The sequence below is a fragment of the Pseudomonas sp. GXZC genome, from assembly GCF_026967615.1.
Taxonomy (GTDB): domain Bacteria; phylum Pseudomonadota; class Gammaproteobacteria; order Pseudomonadales; family Pseudomonadaceae; genus Aquipseudomonas; species Aquipseudomonas azotoformans_A.
In genome coordinates, this window is sequence record NZ_CP114115.1 from 1,068,801 (window position 1) to 1,083,707 (window position 14,907).

At 53.7% G+C, this 14,907-nt stretch carries 8 protein-coding genes and 2 pseudogenes; 5 read left to right on the forward strand and 5 right to left on the reverse strand.

Features of this window, described 5'->3' with window-relative positions; genetic code table 11:
• Positions 1–164: 164 nt before the first annotated feature.
• The 5 genes from OZ428_RS04990 to OZ428_RS05010 all read left to right on the forward strand — a co-directional run bounded on the left by OZ428_RS04990 (position 165) and on the right by OZ428_RS05010 (position 7,554).
• Positions 165–1,016 (forward strand): tyrosine-type recombinase/integrase, encoded by an 852-nt coding sequence (locus tag OZ428_RS04990; protein ID WP_228759047.1) that lies wholly within the window; start codon positions 165–167, stop codon positions 1,014–1,016.
• Entirely contained in the window at positions 1,016–2,692 is a 1,677-nt protein-coding gene (locus OZ428_RS04995) for a hypothetical protein (protein ID WP_054889575.1), read from the forward strand. The genes OZ428_RS04990 and OZ428_RS04995 overlap by 1 nt, the downstream gene beginning before the upstream one ends.
• Positions 2,689–4,578, forward strand: coding sequence for a hypothetical protein (locus tag OZ428_RS05000; RefSeq protein ID WP_054889574.1), 1,890 nt, complete (start codon positions 2,689–2,691; stop codon positions 4,576–4,578). The genes OZ428_RS04995 and OZ428_RS05000 overlap by 4 nt, the downstream gene beginning before the upstream one ends.
• Entirely contained in the window at positions 4,575–4,982 is a 408-nt protein-coding gene (locus OZ428_RS05005) for a TetR family transcriptional regulator (RefSeq protein WP_054889573.1), read from the forward strand. The genes OZ428_RS05000 and OZ428_RS05005 overlap by 4 nt, the downstream gene beginning before the upstream one ends.
• Before the next feature lie 313 nt (positions 4,983–5,295).
• A complete protein-coding gene (locus tag OZ428_RS05010; RefSeq protein ID WP_269132829.1) occupies positions 5,296–7,554 on the forward strand; it encodes an AAA family ATPase in 2,259 nt (752 codons plus the stop codon).
• 377 nt (positions 7,555–7,931) lie between these two features.
• On the opposite strand, the pseudogene OZ428_RS05015 reads toward OZ428_RS05010, so the two are convergent.
• The 5 genes and pseudogenes from OZ428_RS05015 to OZ428_RS05035 form a co-directional block, all read right to left on the reverse strand.
• A pseudogene (locus OZ428_RS05015) lies at positions 7,932–8,365 on the reverse strand (LexA family protein).
• Positions 8,366–8,539: 174 nt separating this feature from the next.
• Positions 8,540–9,960: pseudogene (ltrA, locus tag OZ428_RS05020) on the reverse strand (group II intron reverse transcriptase/maturase).
• A 461-nt stretch (positions 9,961–10,421) separates the two neighbouring features.
• On the reverse strand, positions 10,422–12,662 hold the full coding sequence (locus OZ428_RS05025) for a DEAD/DEAH box helicase family protein (RefSeq protein ID WP_133074737.1): 2,241 nt from the start codon (positions 12,660–12,662) through the stop codon (positions 10,422–10,424).
• 104 nt (positions 12,663–12,766) lie between these two features.
• Complete coding sequence (locus tag OZ428_RS05030) at positions 12,767–14,224, reverse strand: DUF6094 domain-containing protein (RefSeq protein WP_133074736.1); 1,458 nt, start codon at positions 14,222–14,224, stop codon at positions 12,767–12,769.
• A gap of 22 nt (positions 14,225–14,246) precedes the next feature.
• Complete coding sequence (locus OZ428_RS05035; RefSeq protein WP_133074735.1) at positions 14,247–14,846, reverse strand: hypothetical protein; 600 nt, start codon at positions 14,844–14,846, stop codon at positions 14,247–14,249.
• Positions 14,847–14,907: the final 61 nt, after the last annotated feature.

Consider the following 14,907-nt stretch of genomic DNA (forward strand, 5'->3'; position numbering starts at 1 on the left):
GAGGGGCCATAGGATCTAAGAAGTCTTGGCCTAGCACCGGGCGTGCTCTATACGATTATTTCAGCTTCCTCCAAGCGCATGGACTCGACTGGCGAGATGTAGATCGAGGTGAGGCAAAGAGCCTAGTCGTGGGCTACCGAGATTTCTGCTTGGTAGAGTGTCAGTTGGCACGTTCCACCACCCGCCAAAGGCTTCATTACGTATGCAAGTTCTACGAGTTTGCTCAACATCAGGGATGGGTAACCAAGCTACCGTTCAGACTTGAGGAGCGGAAAATAAATGGCGAGTCAGGTTTTCTAGCTCACGTTGCTGCCAATGGTGGAACAGCATTGGTGAATGACATCATGCCGGTGAAGCACCGAGTGCTGCCCAAATTTCTCAGCATGAACGAGATTAAGGCGCTGCTGGCAGAAGCAGAGAATCCACATCACCGAATGATGATCCGGCTGGGTCTTCATACAGGGCTGAGGCGAGAAGAAATCGCGACTTTTCCCTTGTCCTACGTCTTCGATCCCGACAAGGCCGGCAAACCTGAGCGAAACATTCGGATTCATCTCGATCCACAAGATGGTAGCAGTATGCGCACCAAGAGGAGCAAGCCGCGTGACATTTACATCAGTCGGCGTTTCCTCCTGGAGCTCCATCGATACGCGGTGCAAGTTCGTGGTGAGCGGGCTTCGTTGAGTGATACCCAGCACAAACCATTGTTTCTGAATCAGCTTGGTGAGCCTTACGCCGATGATGGAAAGCGCATTGAACGCATTGTCCGTGATATTGGAAAACGAGCGAACCTCAGAGTGCATCCGCACATGCTTCGTCACACCTATGCAACTCATACGCTACTCGCTCTTCAGCGCAATGGCCGAGAGGTTGAACCGCTCGTGTTTTTGCAGCGACAACTCGGCCACAGCTCCATCCAAACGACGATGATATACCTGCACCTGATCAATGAACTCGCTGACAATGCGGTACTGGCTTACGATGACGAGCTTGCAGATGGCATGGACGCATTTTAATGGGCAAGCGAAAGATCTTTGTTAAGACCGACCTCAGCGTGCCCCAGGTGGAACATAGTCGTGATTCAGTGGGTGCGGTTTTCGTACTTCCTGAAGCGCTTCCACCTACAAATACGAATGTCGATTTTGGGAGAAACCCTACCGGCTCTAGAAACTATGATTTCGCGTCGTGGTACGGGGTTGGTATCGATTCAATCACCTATGCATGCCAGCGGCAAATTGAGCGATACCTCGCCAAGCAAGACAGCGAAATCGAGCCGAGTACCGTAGCGAGTATATGCAAAGGCGGCCTAAATCACTTCCTCAACTTTGCGACTTTGCGAGCCACAGCGCTTGAGCGTGAGCTAGTGCTTGGAGACATTAATCGCTCCTTAGTGGACGATTTTCTCGGGCACCTCGCAGGCCTTGGCATCGCTACCCTCAGCCAGAGAAGTCACTACACGTCTGCGAAATCCATCCTGAATGCGCTAGGTAGCAGAGGGATAATTTCTCTGATCACGTCAGGGGACGATGCGACCTTTCCAAGAAACCCCTTCCCTAGTAGTGGTAAACACAAAGGAGAAACGCCACTACCCAAGCGCCAAAGGCAAGCGTTTGCCTCGGCATTGAAACAAGCAGTTGCACCGATATGGAAAGATGATGCCGTCCTAAGTGGTGAGCTTTTGGCCTACGTACTGTTGACCATCGCACTGCATACAGGGCGCAACTCCACCCCTCTTCTAGAAATGGGGCGCGACTGCCTGCGAGCGCATCCCAAAGACGGAAGTGTATTTTTGGTTTTGTGGAAGCGCCGTGGACACACCACAAACAAGGTTGCTCTACGAACAGAAAGCGCGGACGAGCGCCTCCTTGAATCTACTCCGACCATCAGAACCAATATTGAGCGCCTGATCCGCCGAGTCCTGATCCTTAGTGAACCGCTACGGCCAGAAGCGCCTGATAGCATCAAAGATCTTGTATGGCTCTATCGCGTACAACGAGGGCCAGGCCGTGGCGGCATCATCGAATTGACAGACGGGGCGCTGAAGCTAGCGACCAGAAAGCTGGTAACCGACTACAAGCTTGTAGACACAGATGGTAAGCCGCTTCGCATCAATATCTCACGCTTGCGCAAGACATTTGCCAATCGAATATTTGAACTGTTAGATGGCGATTTGACGACGACGTCAATCGCGCTAGGAAATACGCCTCAGGTGGCCGAGAGAAATTATCTAGCACCGAGCACTGAAGCAAGGCGCAACTGGCGCTTCATGGGAGAGATCCTGGTGCAAGAACTACTTAGTCGGACGATAGGCGCTACATACCAAAAAACTCCAATGGGCCAGTGCGAAGACCCGGTAAATGGTCAATACGCGCCAAAACGCCAAGGTATCGCGTGCTTTTCATTTCTCAACTGCCTGCGTTGCAAACACTACGCGATTACAGGTGAGGATTTGCACCGACTATTCAGTTTCTATTTCCGAGTATTTGCGGAGCGTGTACGGATGGGTAAACGGCGTTGGAGCCAGCAATACGCCCACATTCCTAGATTGATAGACGACTATGTTATCGCCGAAGGCCTGCGGCGAGGAGCGTTCAAACCAGAAGCTGTGGAGGCAGCCCGCGAGCAAGCTCGCGTCAGTCCGCATCCCTTTTGGTCAGTGGATGTCCTGGATAGCCTGGAGATTTTCTCGTGAGTGCGCTTAATACTGATGCACTACAGTGGAGCGAATTGGGACAGCAGCCAGGGGATGTTCGCAAGCTCGCTGTGAACGAACGTGAAGCGCTCATCATTAGTGCCACTAGGGTAGGACGCGAGTGGGTCATCCTTAGTCGATATCGTGACATGACTTGGCGATTAGAGGGATTCACCAGCAATGTGCCAGACGGTGTGCGGGAGATAGACTTCAGTCGCGTCCCTATTGAATTTATTCCGGTGATGAAGTCCGTCATGTATCGGTATTTACGTCGTGGCCGCGCCGGACAAAAACGCCCATCTGCCAGCACACTGCGCAACGTTTTCGAAAACAGCCTGCCGTTTTTGCGGCATGTAAGCACATTCAAGATCGATCATTTCGGTGCGATAACACCCATGGTCTGTGCAAATTACGTTTCTGAGTGCAGGGCTATCCGCCAGACACGGCGTAGTAAGGGAAAACCCTTATCTGTCAGCGCGCTTGAACGGCGCTTTATGGCTGTGGAGGCCCTCTACGAGCTGAGCCAATACACCCACGATCCAATACCTAGAAACCCTTGGCCTGATACCTCGGCGAGCGCGATGTCAGGGCGCCGATCGCGGGGTGAAGAGGCTGGCAAGACCCCATTACTACCCGACGATGTATTTTGCACTCTATTCGAGAAGGCACATGAGCAGGTTCGGCGTGGTAATGCTTTGCTCGACATCCAAGATGATCTAGAACGCGTCTCTGCTGAGCGGAATGGACAAGTAACCAGAAACATTCAAGAGGCGAAAAATCGTCGACTGGTTGCGCTTGGCTGGGCCGGAGGGCTTGGAGAGTTCAATCAAGCGATCCAGAGCCTCAGAACGGCATCTTACATTGTCATAGCCAGCACTTCCGGCTGCCGAAACCATGAGTTAGCAAACGTCATGATCGGAGCTCACCACAGCACTGAGGACGATGAAGGCACGGTCTACCACTGGCTGCGATCAACGTCGGAAAAAACCGACGCAGGTATCCATGATTGGATGATTCCTGAAAGTACAGTATCGGCGGTGCGCCTAATGGAGCGTTGGGCCGCTCCCTACCAGGCGATGATTGCTGACGAAATCACTCGGCGCCACAGCATCAATCCGACTGACCCTCAAATCACCGAAGCACACAAGCATCGGCATGCGCTTTTTCTTGGCGTCAGTGCCACGAAAAACAACCTAGTCAGAACCCTCTCGGGCTCAACCTGGAACAAGAACCTGAAAGCCTTCGCAAGGAGTTGTGGCCTCAGTTGGAATCTCGCAAGCCATCAATTCCGGCGAAAATTTGCCAACTACGCTGCGCATAGCCAATTCGGTGACCTGCGCTACCTCCGAGAACACTTCGCTCATTGGTCGATGGATATGACCTTAGGTTACGCCATGGATCAGGAGTGGGGTCAGCACCTCGATATCGAGCTTTTTGAAGATATCCAGTTCGAACTCGAAGACATCAAGTCTGGTGTGGTTAGTGGCTGGTTGGGCACTTCATCTCTAGGGGGCGGTTACGGAAGATCAATCAAGCAATGGCAAAGAGACCCCAAAAATCTCGCCATTTTCAAAAGCCATGCCTCGATGGTTAAGTCGATTGCCGAGAGCACCTCGATCCGAAGTAATGGCCACTCCTGGTGTACTGCTGATGATGACGGTTGCGTCGGCAATACAATGGAAAGAACGCGCTGTGGCGGCTGCGACAGCTCTGTGATTGGTGTCCAGCACGCTGGGGTCTACCAAGGTCTCTTCAACAACCTAAAAGGATTGTTGGACTGTAAAGACATCGGCGAAGGTGGTCGACAGCGCGTTCTGCGTGATTTGGATCGTTGTCGGAATGTACTGGAACAGCTTGAATTTGAACCTGAGACCGCTGACGAATGAAAACAACACGCAAGACATCCGACAGTCGAGAGCGAGATCTACGTCTTGCGTTAGCTCGCATTCAACGTGGCCGAGCCCATACAGGTGAGACCAAAGTCACTATTGCCGCAGTAGCTCGTGAGGCGGGCGTCTCAACGGCGTTGATCCATAACCACTACCCGAATGTGGCCGAGGCAATCCGCGAGGCTCAGGGCCGCTCCAGTCGTGCCCAACGCGACGTAAAGCATCAGGATCTCATAGCGGAACGCGAGAAAAATAAACTGCTCCGCCAAGAACTAGAAGAGCTACGCCTGAAAACCGCTGACCTCGCGTCGATTAATGAAGTTCTGATGGCAGAACTGCGAGCCCTAAAAGCAAGAAGCGGTGACCTTAAAATAGTAGCCCTGCCCTCCCACAAAACGTGACCCACAGATCAAACGGCCTGTAATTTTTGTTCCGAGCCGCCAGATGCGAAATTGCATTTCACGTGACCACCTTTGCATTCGACCTGACCACCGATTGCATCGGATTTGACCAGCACGCTTAGTGGCCATGACCGACAGAGAACGGCCAGGAGCGGTCATTTGTTTCGTCTCATTCATTGGGTTTCAATGCTAACCTCCCTGACGAACGAGATACTCACCGATACGTCCTGCGCTGCACTAGTTTTGACAAAACACCAAAACAGAATGGTCGAGTCTGACATAGCCAACATCAAGAGCACTATGGAGTGTGATAGTGATAAAAGGAATCTCGAAGATAAAAAATCTGGGCATTTACAACAACTACACTAAGCCGATAGATACCCAAGAGTTCGGGATAAAAAACTTGATCTTTGGGTGGAATTACTCGGGAAAAACGACGCTTTCGAGGCTATTCGCACAACTCGAAGCAAAGAAGCCGAACCCCGATCTAGCTGGATGTGAATTCAGCTTCGAGACCGATGAGCAGCCGATCACAGACAAGAACTTCGAGCAATCCAACTTGATAGTTCGCGTTTTTAATTCAGACTTCATTCGAGACAATTTGCATTTTGAAGGCAATAGCTTTAAGCCAATTCTTCTTCTCGGCAAAGAATCCGAAGAGGCCCAAAATCAGATTGGTTACATCTCGGGTCGAATCAAAAAATCCGAGGGAACGAGGAAGAAGCTTGATTCTCAATTTAACACTATCACCCAGACAGTTTCCAATGCCAAAACGGATGCGGCCAAAAACCTTCGTCAGCTTCTTAAGATTGATCCCTATACTGCAACCCAGCTAGGAAATGACATACCGGTCGTGGGCGTCCTCGACTCCCAACTTCTGGACGAGAAGGATCTTTCGGAAAGTATTGAACTTGCCTTAACTCCTGACAACAAGAAGCCAAGCACCGTCGACAGGGTCGACGCCTCTCCATCGATTGAAAATATTCACCAAGATGCAGTAACAATTCTTGCTGCTATCCCAACTTTCACCAACATGCTCAAGCATCTTGAAGACCATCCGGAGATCGAGCGCTGGGTTGAGTCAGGCCTACACATCCACCAACAAGAAGGCACTTGCGAGTTCTGCGGAAACACTGTCACCGAGGATAGGCTTGCCACATTTCGAGCCCACTTTTCCAAAGATCTCAAGGAGCACAAGCAGAAAGTCGAAAACCTTTTGCAGCGTGTAAAATCCGCTGAGATCAAGCTCACGCTGCCCAAGGAAGCTGAGTTCAACCCACAGTTCCGAGACAGCTATAAGGTCGCTGCCGCGCCTTTACCTAAGGCCATTGAAGCGTTCAATCTGGCAGTAAAGACCCTTGCGGATGACGTCCAACGCAAGGTTGATGCCCCACGCAAACAGCTGGAACCAACCCCTTTGGCCGAAGGACTGGCCAGTGTCATTGTCGATGCGATCAAGGTCATCAATACCGTAATCGATGAAAACAATAAGCTAGCTGACAACTTCACCACTGCTAAGGCAGAGGCCATTAAGCAAGTGAGGTACCACTACGTTCAGCAGTTCATCGACTCTCAAGAGAATGCCGGATACGAACGTAAAAAAGCACGGATAGTCAAACGTCGTGATCGGCTGCACACGTACGCCACACGCCTTCAAGGGGAAGTCGAGAAACTTCAGGCCCTCATCAGTCAAGCCCAGCTTGGCCGAGAGAAGATCAATGAACGACTGGTATCCATGCTGGGCAGTGAAGCTATCCAGATATTGGTTATCAAAGATCCGACGACGAACCAAGAGCAGTTCAGGCTCTTCCGCAAGAATGGCAAGGTCGCCAAGAATCTTAGTGATGGGGAGCGCACCGCCATTGCCTTCTCCTACTTCCTCACTAAGCTTCAAGAGTTGAAGCCTGAGGAGTTCAAGCAGACTGTCGTATATATCGACGACCCAATTTCAAGCCTTGATGCCAATCATATCTTTCAAATCACAGCCGCGATCCGATCATTATTTTTCAAGCAAGAAAACGAAAACTCCCCATGGTTAACTACCTGCAAGCAGATTTTCATTTCGACTCACAATTTCGAATTCTTTAACCTGCTACGCGAAATTAAGCCAGAAGCCTCCAAGCAAGGGGCTAGACTGTTCCTCATTAAGCGGATAAGCGAGAAGGAATCAACATTTTGCGACATGCCTACATCATTGGCCCGTTATCAATCGGAGTATCATTTCCTCTTTGAAGTGATTTACCGCTTCCACCAGGCCCCAGACAAGACAGATCATACCGTTTTAATGCTCTTGCCCAATGCAATACGGAGATTCATTGAGCTTTATACCTACTCAAGATTACCTGGAATCATGAAGGAGACGGTAGATCAACGAGCTGAAGCATTATTTGGTGTTGAGAAATCCAAGCGCATCCTTAAGGTCTTCCACTACTTTAGCCATGCCAACACTATCGATAGATTGGTTGGGAACAATGAACTGATCTTTGATGTTGAGTATGCCGTAAAGGATCTCATAGAAGCTATCACGCAAACCGATCAGAAGCACATGGATGCACTGATTGCCTCTCTCTAAGAATAGAAATTGAAAGTGACAAGGTTGTCCGCTATGGGTCGTCTTCTGCCGGTCATGATCAAGAAGCGTGCTGGTCGAATCCGGCCCAAAGGACTGGTCAGGTCGGATGCAAACGGGCGGGCAAGTCTGTGTAATACCCAGCCAGAAACTCGATTGCCGCGTGGAGTCCTGCCATGCCCCTCCATGCCTGATCTTTGGAGCCACATGGATAGCGGATGGGCAGAGCCCGATTAACGTGCGACGACCACCTCAAAAACAAAAAACGTGAAAAAAATTACCTAGCCTAACCGATTGTATTCTCTAGAAAAAATCGTATCTAACTGTTAGTAAAGCCCCGGAACTGTTGCAGTCCGCCAGAGCGAATACTGGAGTGATGCTCATGTCGAGCGCTCGTGATCGCGCAGGCTGTATTTGACCACACCCCAAATCATCAGCTCATCGCCTTCCATCACATGCCTAGGTGGGAACCTTGGGTTTTCAGCCATCAACACGACTTGGCCATCTCGATTGTGCAGACTCTTGCACACGCACTCGGTGTTGAGCGCTGCAATGACGAGATCCCCATGATGTGCTGTTTTGCTTCGGTCGACGATCACCAGGTGGCCGTTGAAAATACCGGCGCCTTGCATGCTGTCACCCGAAATTTTCGCCAAGTAGACGTGCGGCGCTCGTATCTCAAAAAGCTCATCCAGCGATATCAGCTTTTCAAGGTAGTCGGCCGCCGGCGAAGGAAAACTGGCCGAGACCTAGCTGGAATAAATCGGTAGGAATGCCCACCGGTGGTGATGGGACCAAGGAGGGTTGCGTTCATAACCTGGCCTAATGTTAACTTTATGGATAGCCAGTTAACTGCTTGCTTGATACTACGTCAATTTGACCCGACCGAATGCCGGTTAGGCCCGGTGGCTTAACGGATCGAGTAGGAGGTGGATGTACATACGCCATCCTCTCACACCACCGTAAGTACGGATCCGTATACGGCGGTTCAAGCTATGCGGCTAAGCCGGTTTATCGTATCCAGTACCGAGACCAACCCAAGTTTATCCCATAGCTTCTTCGGCAGCGCCTGATTCATATGAGATGCTACCGAGCTCCACCATTGGCCTCGGCCATTGAAGGCTGATTTGCAGGCGCGAGCTTCGCTAAGCCCAGGCGCATCAAGTTACGTGCCTTCGTTGAGGGCCGCTTCCATTGACGCCAGACGACGCAGCGAAGTTTGCGCCGCACCCAGCCGTCAATTTCCTCAAGTGGCCGTTTGCTCTGACTGAGCTTGAAGTAGCCTGCCCACCCGCGCAGCACAGGGTTTATCCGTTCGATGACATTCGCCATCTTGTGGCCCCGCGTCCCGCGCAGCAGGTCTCTTAACCGGTCGTGCAAGCGACCCAGACTCATCGTCGCCACTCTCAGCCTCGGTTGCTGATGCCAGCTCATCCCATAACCCAGATAGTCGCAGACCCAAGGCCGTGCTACGAGGCTCTTTTCCCGGTTCAGCGTCAGTTTAAGACGCTGATTCAGGAAACGCTCAACACCGGCCATCACCCGCGTGCCAGCTCGCTGACTGCGCACATAGATGTTCGCGTCGTCGGCATAACGCACGAAGCGATGGCCTCGCCGTTCCAGTTCGCGGTCGAGTTCGTTGAGCAGGATGTTCGACAGCAACGGCGAGAGCGGGCCGCCTTGCGGCGTCCCTTCCTGCCGTCGGCTGACGAGTCCGCCCTACATCGTTCCCGCTTCGAGGTAACGACGGATCAGCGTGAGCACACGCTTGTCTTCGATTTGACGCGCCACGTAGGCCATCAGGACATCGTGGTTGACCCGATCAAAGAACTTCTCGAGATCAAGTTCCACGCACCAGCGGTGACCTGCTGCCAGGTGGCCGCGCGCGGTTTCGATGGCTTGGTGAGCGCTTCTACCCGGACGAAAGCCGTAGCTGTAGTCCGAGAACAGAGGATCGAAGATTGGCGTTAGCTGTTGCAGCAGTGCCTGTTGGATCAAGCGATCCACGACGCTGGAAATACCCAGTTGCCGTGTTCCGCCTTTGGGTTTGGGGATGTCAACGGCGCGTACACCCTGCGGGTGATACTCGCCGGCCAGCAACCTCACCTTGAGGGTCGGCCAATACTGTTTCACGTAGTCCGCCAAGTCGTCGACCGTCATGCCATCGGCACCCGGTGCGCCCTTGTTGCTGACCACACGTTGATACGCAGGCCTAAGGTTGGCCGGTGCAAGCACCTGCTCCATCAGCGTGTCCGGCTCCGCGTTCGTCCACGTCACAGATGCCGCCGATACCTGTGCGCTGTCAGCCGTCATCCTCGGATACTGTCCGGGACTCGGAGTAACAGTCTTCTCTTGGAGAAATTTCTGCATTTCGGTATTCAACGAGACTGTGACGCCTACTGGCGGTATAACTTGTTCGGCCTTTGGTGACGGGGTTATTCGCCACTTACTACGGCCTCGGCTGACTTCTGCACGCTCATCCCGTCGCCTCTCGACGCTCGGTAGCACTGTGGCAAACGTGCAGATCTCCCAGGGTAATTCGCGCGACCTTCCTGCTTATGCCTGTCGGATCTACGTCGCAGCGTCCCGTGCAAGTATTGGGCTTTAGGGAAACACGCCCCTTCACCCCGCAGCGCCGCCTCTATCCGCTTGCTGTTCGTCAGGCCAGCATTTTGCCTCGGGCTTCCTTCAGATTCGCGGTCACCCGCGACACCGTTGCCTCTGGCTAACACTTCCCCTTGCCGGGTGTGTAGAGGACTTTCACCTCCAAGTCACCAGCGAGGCCACCACGGCCAAGCTGGTTGCGCTTGCGCGCAACGCGCCATGCCTGGCGCACGTGTAAAAAAGGCCACCCGGAGGTGGCCTTGAGGTCATACAGAGATCAATTGTCTAGCAAGTGCCATCTCGACCGAATCCCCATCCTGGTTCAACGAATCGAGACCTGACTCCGGTACGTCTCCTGACGTGCTCTGAGCCACCGCGATCTTTTTCGCCATCAACTGCAAGCAGGTAATCTGCGAGCTTTGTGCGTAGCCAAAAAACACCACCCGCACCGGAAGTTTCTGACCGATCCTCCATGACCTTCGCGCCGCCTGCTGCAGGCTGTAAACGTTGTATCCCGTTTGCATGAACGCGATGGTCGGGAAGTCGAGCAGATCCAGTCCGGTTTTTACCAGCTCCGGGTTGGTGATCAGCACGTCGACGCCGCGATCAACCTGATCGAGGATCCAGTCCTCGCGCCTGGCCGTGTCGACCGAGGCTCGAAGGACTGCCACTTTCAAGCTCGCCTGTTCCAAGAGCCGCTTGAGTCTGCTGGTGGTGTCTCGCGTCCCGGTGTACACGGAGTAAGCCAAAACCTTCCGATTTTTCGCTTTCTCCGATAAACACAGGTCCAACAGCGCCTTCTCCTTCGGCATCAGTTCCTCGTCTGCAAAAAACGAAGGAACAAACGCCAGTGTCTCCTTGGAGCGGGGGTGTTTGACTACCTCGGGTCGGAAACAGCAGTCAGGCCACGCCAGCAGCACGTTGAGTACCACCCCCAACAGCGTGGTATCCCGGCGAGCAAGTGCTTGGCGAAGTTCAGCAGCCAATGTTCCGGCTAGCTTCTGGTAGGCAGATGCCTGATCCAATGCCATGGGCACGTCGACCAGCTCCTCTTCGTAGTCGGGCAAGATGTTTCCACCGATGTCTTTGAGCTTCAAAAAGACGGTGAACGGCAATACGAAACGGTGAATTCCTTTAGGGCCGAAGCCCGGGGCTTTCACCGTACGTACTGAGAGTTTTTTACCCTTGGCGGTTTTGTGCGACTGATTGTCCCGCTCGCTGTAAATATCCTTCAGCACGCCATGATCGCGCATGAACGACATGGCGGCTGGTGCCATGCTGCCGCGTGTGTTTGGTCGGTAACCGTCCTCGATCATGCGGCGAGTGAGGATACGAAACAGAAGGTAGAACAGATCGTCGGCGTAGCCTCCCATGAGTGTGCCCGTCAGCAGCACGGTTTTACGTGCTTTTGCTGCCAGCACTCCCATGGCTTGGCCCTGGGCAGAGCCGCTGTTTTTGTACTCATGCCCTTCGTCCACCACCAGCAGGTCAAAATATCCATCAGGCAAGTAGCGCTTGATGAACTCCGTGGGTTGATAGCCACCTTCACCAAAGCCAAACTCAATGTTGGCCATGGCACGCTCCATGCGTTTGGCTTGACGGTCGCTGAAGATGAAGTTGCCCTTGGCGTCCATCAGGTTAATGAATTCGCTGACGTTATCGATCAGCATCGAGGCGAGAAAATCCTCCCCGAAATCATTCAGCAATTTGTCTGCACGTATTGGGCCGATGGTCGGAATTCGGCACATCGACTTCAGTATGGTTGCCCGACGCGTTCCGTTCTCGGCCTTGCCTGGACGCATCAGCGTCCAGAGTTGGCCATGACAGTGAGGGCAGCTTTGACGGCGTTCCTCTCGGTGAAAATCTTCGACAGTGATCCTGTTCCCTTCTAGATCCTCCAGAAGACGACCGCAATCTGGGCAGCCTGCAAAGCGGTGTCCGCCGGCAGAGCGACGTGGCCAACACGCGGGACGCCAGTGAAACCCCATCCGCATACGCACGCGCCCTAGGATGAAGAACTCTTGCCGACCGTCGTAGGGATCTCCCAGTTGATCACGCAGTTTGAGCAGCTTGACCAGGGTATCGGGGCCATTGAACACCCAAACGCGAGCATCTGGAATGGTTTCAAGGATCTCCCGCCGCCATTTGTAGACTAGGTGAGGAGGCGAAACGACCATGGTGCGGCGGTAGCCGGCGCCGTGCATGACGGCCGCCACGGCAATGGCCATCATGGTTTTACCAGTGCCCATCTCCGCATTGATAACGGCTGCCTCTTCATTGCGGTCCAGCAGTAGAGCGGTAACGGCCTGAACTACCTCAGATTGCGCTGGGAAAGGTTGGCGTTTCAGTGCGTTCATCACCTGATGACGAGCTTCGTTGGTGTTGCCGGCATAGACCGGTGGGTTAGAGCGGTTTAGAGAGTCCAGCAACTCATCACCGAACTCGTCGATGAATTCGGTCAGGCCGTTGGTCAACGGTGGGCACGCGGTGTGTGATAGGTCGTTCATGTTTGTTTCTCCGTAAGGAATGAAACAGGGCATGCACGACACCCCGACGGGTATGGTGAATACCCTGCGGGTTGATTGATGTGTGATCAGCTTGACTTGATAGTTCAGTAGTCCGATGGCAGCAACACGGTAGTAGTACTCCGGTCAGCTTCGGTGATGATCCACAACCTTGTTTCATAGCCGACGTCGACGTTGTAGCTGGAGAACAGCCGCTCCCTGGTAGTCAGGGCGCGTTGGTTGCTGTTCCTGTCTTCGTCGTGCAGTTCACCCCAGTCCCCGGAGAAATGTCGTCGGAGGTAAAGAGTTGGGTCGAGGTATCCGCGTTCCATGAGGTGTTGCACAGATTGGGTAAGTAACACGCGGCCAGGATCAAAAATGACCTTTGGTTGGTTATTGGGGGTAGGCGCAGAAACTGGTTCGTCAGGCTCAGGCCGTGGATCCTCCGATGAACTGATGGTGATCACCTTGCCGAAGTTGGTGGAGCCTGACGTCATGTCCCATGCCCGAATAATGGGTACGAAACGATCTGTCAGGATCCTTACCTCTGAGACGTTACCGTTCTGGTCCTCCGTGAACTCGGTCTTGCGGACCTTATCTTTGTAGGTATCGCCCTTGAGCACCAATACGCGACCGGTTTTGGATGTCACCACTCCGGATATCGCACCGGCAGCCAAGGCAAGCGCCAGGTGCCAGCGCGAGAGTTCCCTCACGGGAGGTCGTGGCTGGGCGGCACTTTGACCAAAATGCAGTGTGAAGTCCGGCCACATGCCACGAAGTCTTTTGACCTCTTCGCTGAGCTGTTCGGGTTCAAGGCTGATACGGTAGAAGTGTTCCAGGTCAGTGGATGCTGGGAGGACCCTGTAGGGCTCCCACGTCCAAGTGGTTGGTAACGCTTCCGCACTCAATGTGCCGGCGCCGATTGCCTGGAGGCGTGCGCGTACGTATTTGACCTCTTGCGGTCGAGCCAGGTCCTGGCGGCGAATACGAATACCGAAGATCACCACCTGTTTGAAGGTTGGATCAGCTGCATTGTAGATCCGCAGCTCAGTGAAGTGATTGCAGAGCCAACCGCACAGTTCATCGTCCAGCAAGTAATGCGGGACAATCAGCACCATGACCCCACCGTACTGCAGCAGTGGAAGCGTCCGTTGATAGAACATCTTCTCGAGGCGCCGACGGCCGTTACCTTGGTACTGTGAGGCACCTGCATGGTCAGCGACCAGGTCACCGTAGGGCGGGTTGAGCCAGAGCAAGCCAAAGGCCTGGCGGCTGATCATAGTGTCCATTAGATCGCTATGCAGCACGCGATCCAGCAGTGTCTTGCAGTGGTTGGCACGTTCCTGGTCGTACTCGACTGCGTAGGTCTCGACGCGGTCACGTCCGAGCGCATTAGCCGTTTCAGCCAGCGCAACACCCTCACCGGCACAGGGATCAAAGATCCGCATCTTGCCAGTGGAAGAGGGGGCCAACGCCTGCAGGGTCCGTTCCAGCGTCATTTCGTCAGTGGGGTAGTAGCCATTTCGAGCGAAGTTGCGCGCCAAGCGTGGGAACATCAAGGCCATGATGAGGCTCCTGGATCAAGGCTCAAAACTGAGCGTGGGTTGAGAGTTGCCCTTGGCGAATGAGATCGCCTAAAGCAGGTTCGAGGACGTCGAGTTGCAACGACAAACGCCATGCCGCAACTGCGCCGGATGTTCCGGGCAAGAGCTGCAACATGTCGTGTTGGGTGAGCCAGTCCATCACCGGCTTCTGCCAGTGTGGAAGCAGTGGTAAAGGGCAGGTGTCGTGGATCAACGGCCAAAGCCTTTGATGAGGTGACTGCCCTTTCTCAAGTAGGGCATAGGCGAAGTGGTTGGCTCGATCCGGCTGCACGCAGCGTCGGTCGAACAACCAGAGGTGAATCAAGCTGCCGAACAAAGTCCCGCGCATTTGCCGCGTGGTGCGTTTTTCCAACAGGTCGATGTTGGGAAAGACGGGGAGACTTCGGCCGTCCACAACAAGGTGAAACTGACTCAGACCATCCTCGGCAGCGCCGAGGGTCAGCCTGGCCAGGAACTCCTGCAGTGCCGTGTCACGGCCCCATGCAGAGAGAAACACTAGGTTGCGTTGCTCGTCACAGGCGCAAGCATCGACGAATAGGTCATTGCACTCCTCGATTGGGAAGAGCGGGGTAGGGCTGGGCATGGGAACCTCCATTTTGAAGAGGGAACCCGCCCGGAGGGGCGGTGAGCCCCTCGGGGTTGTT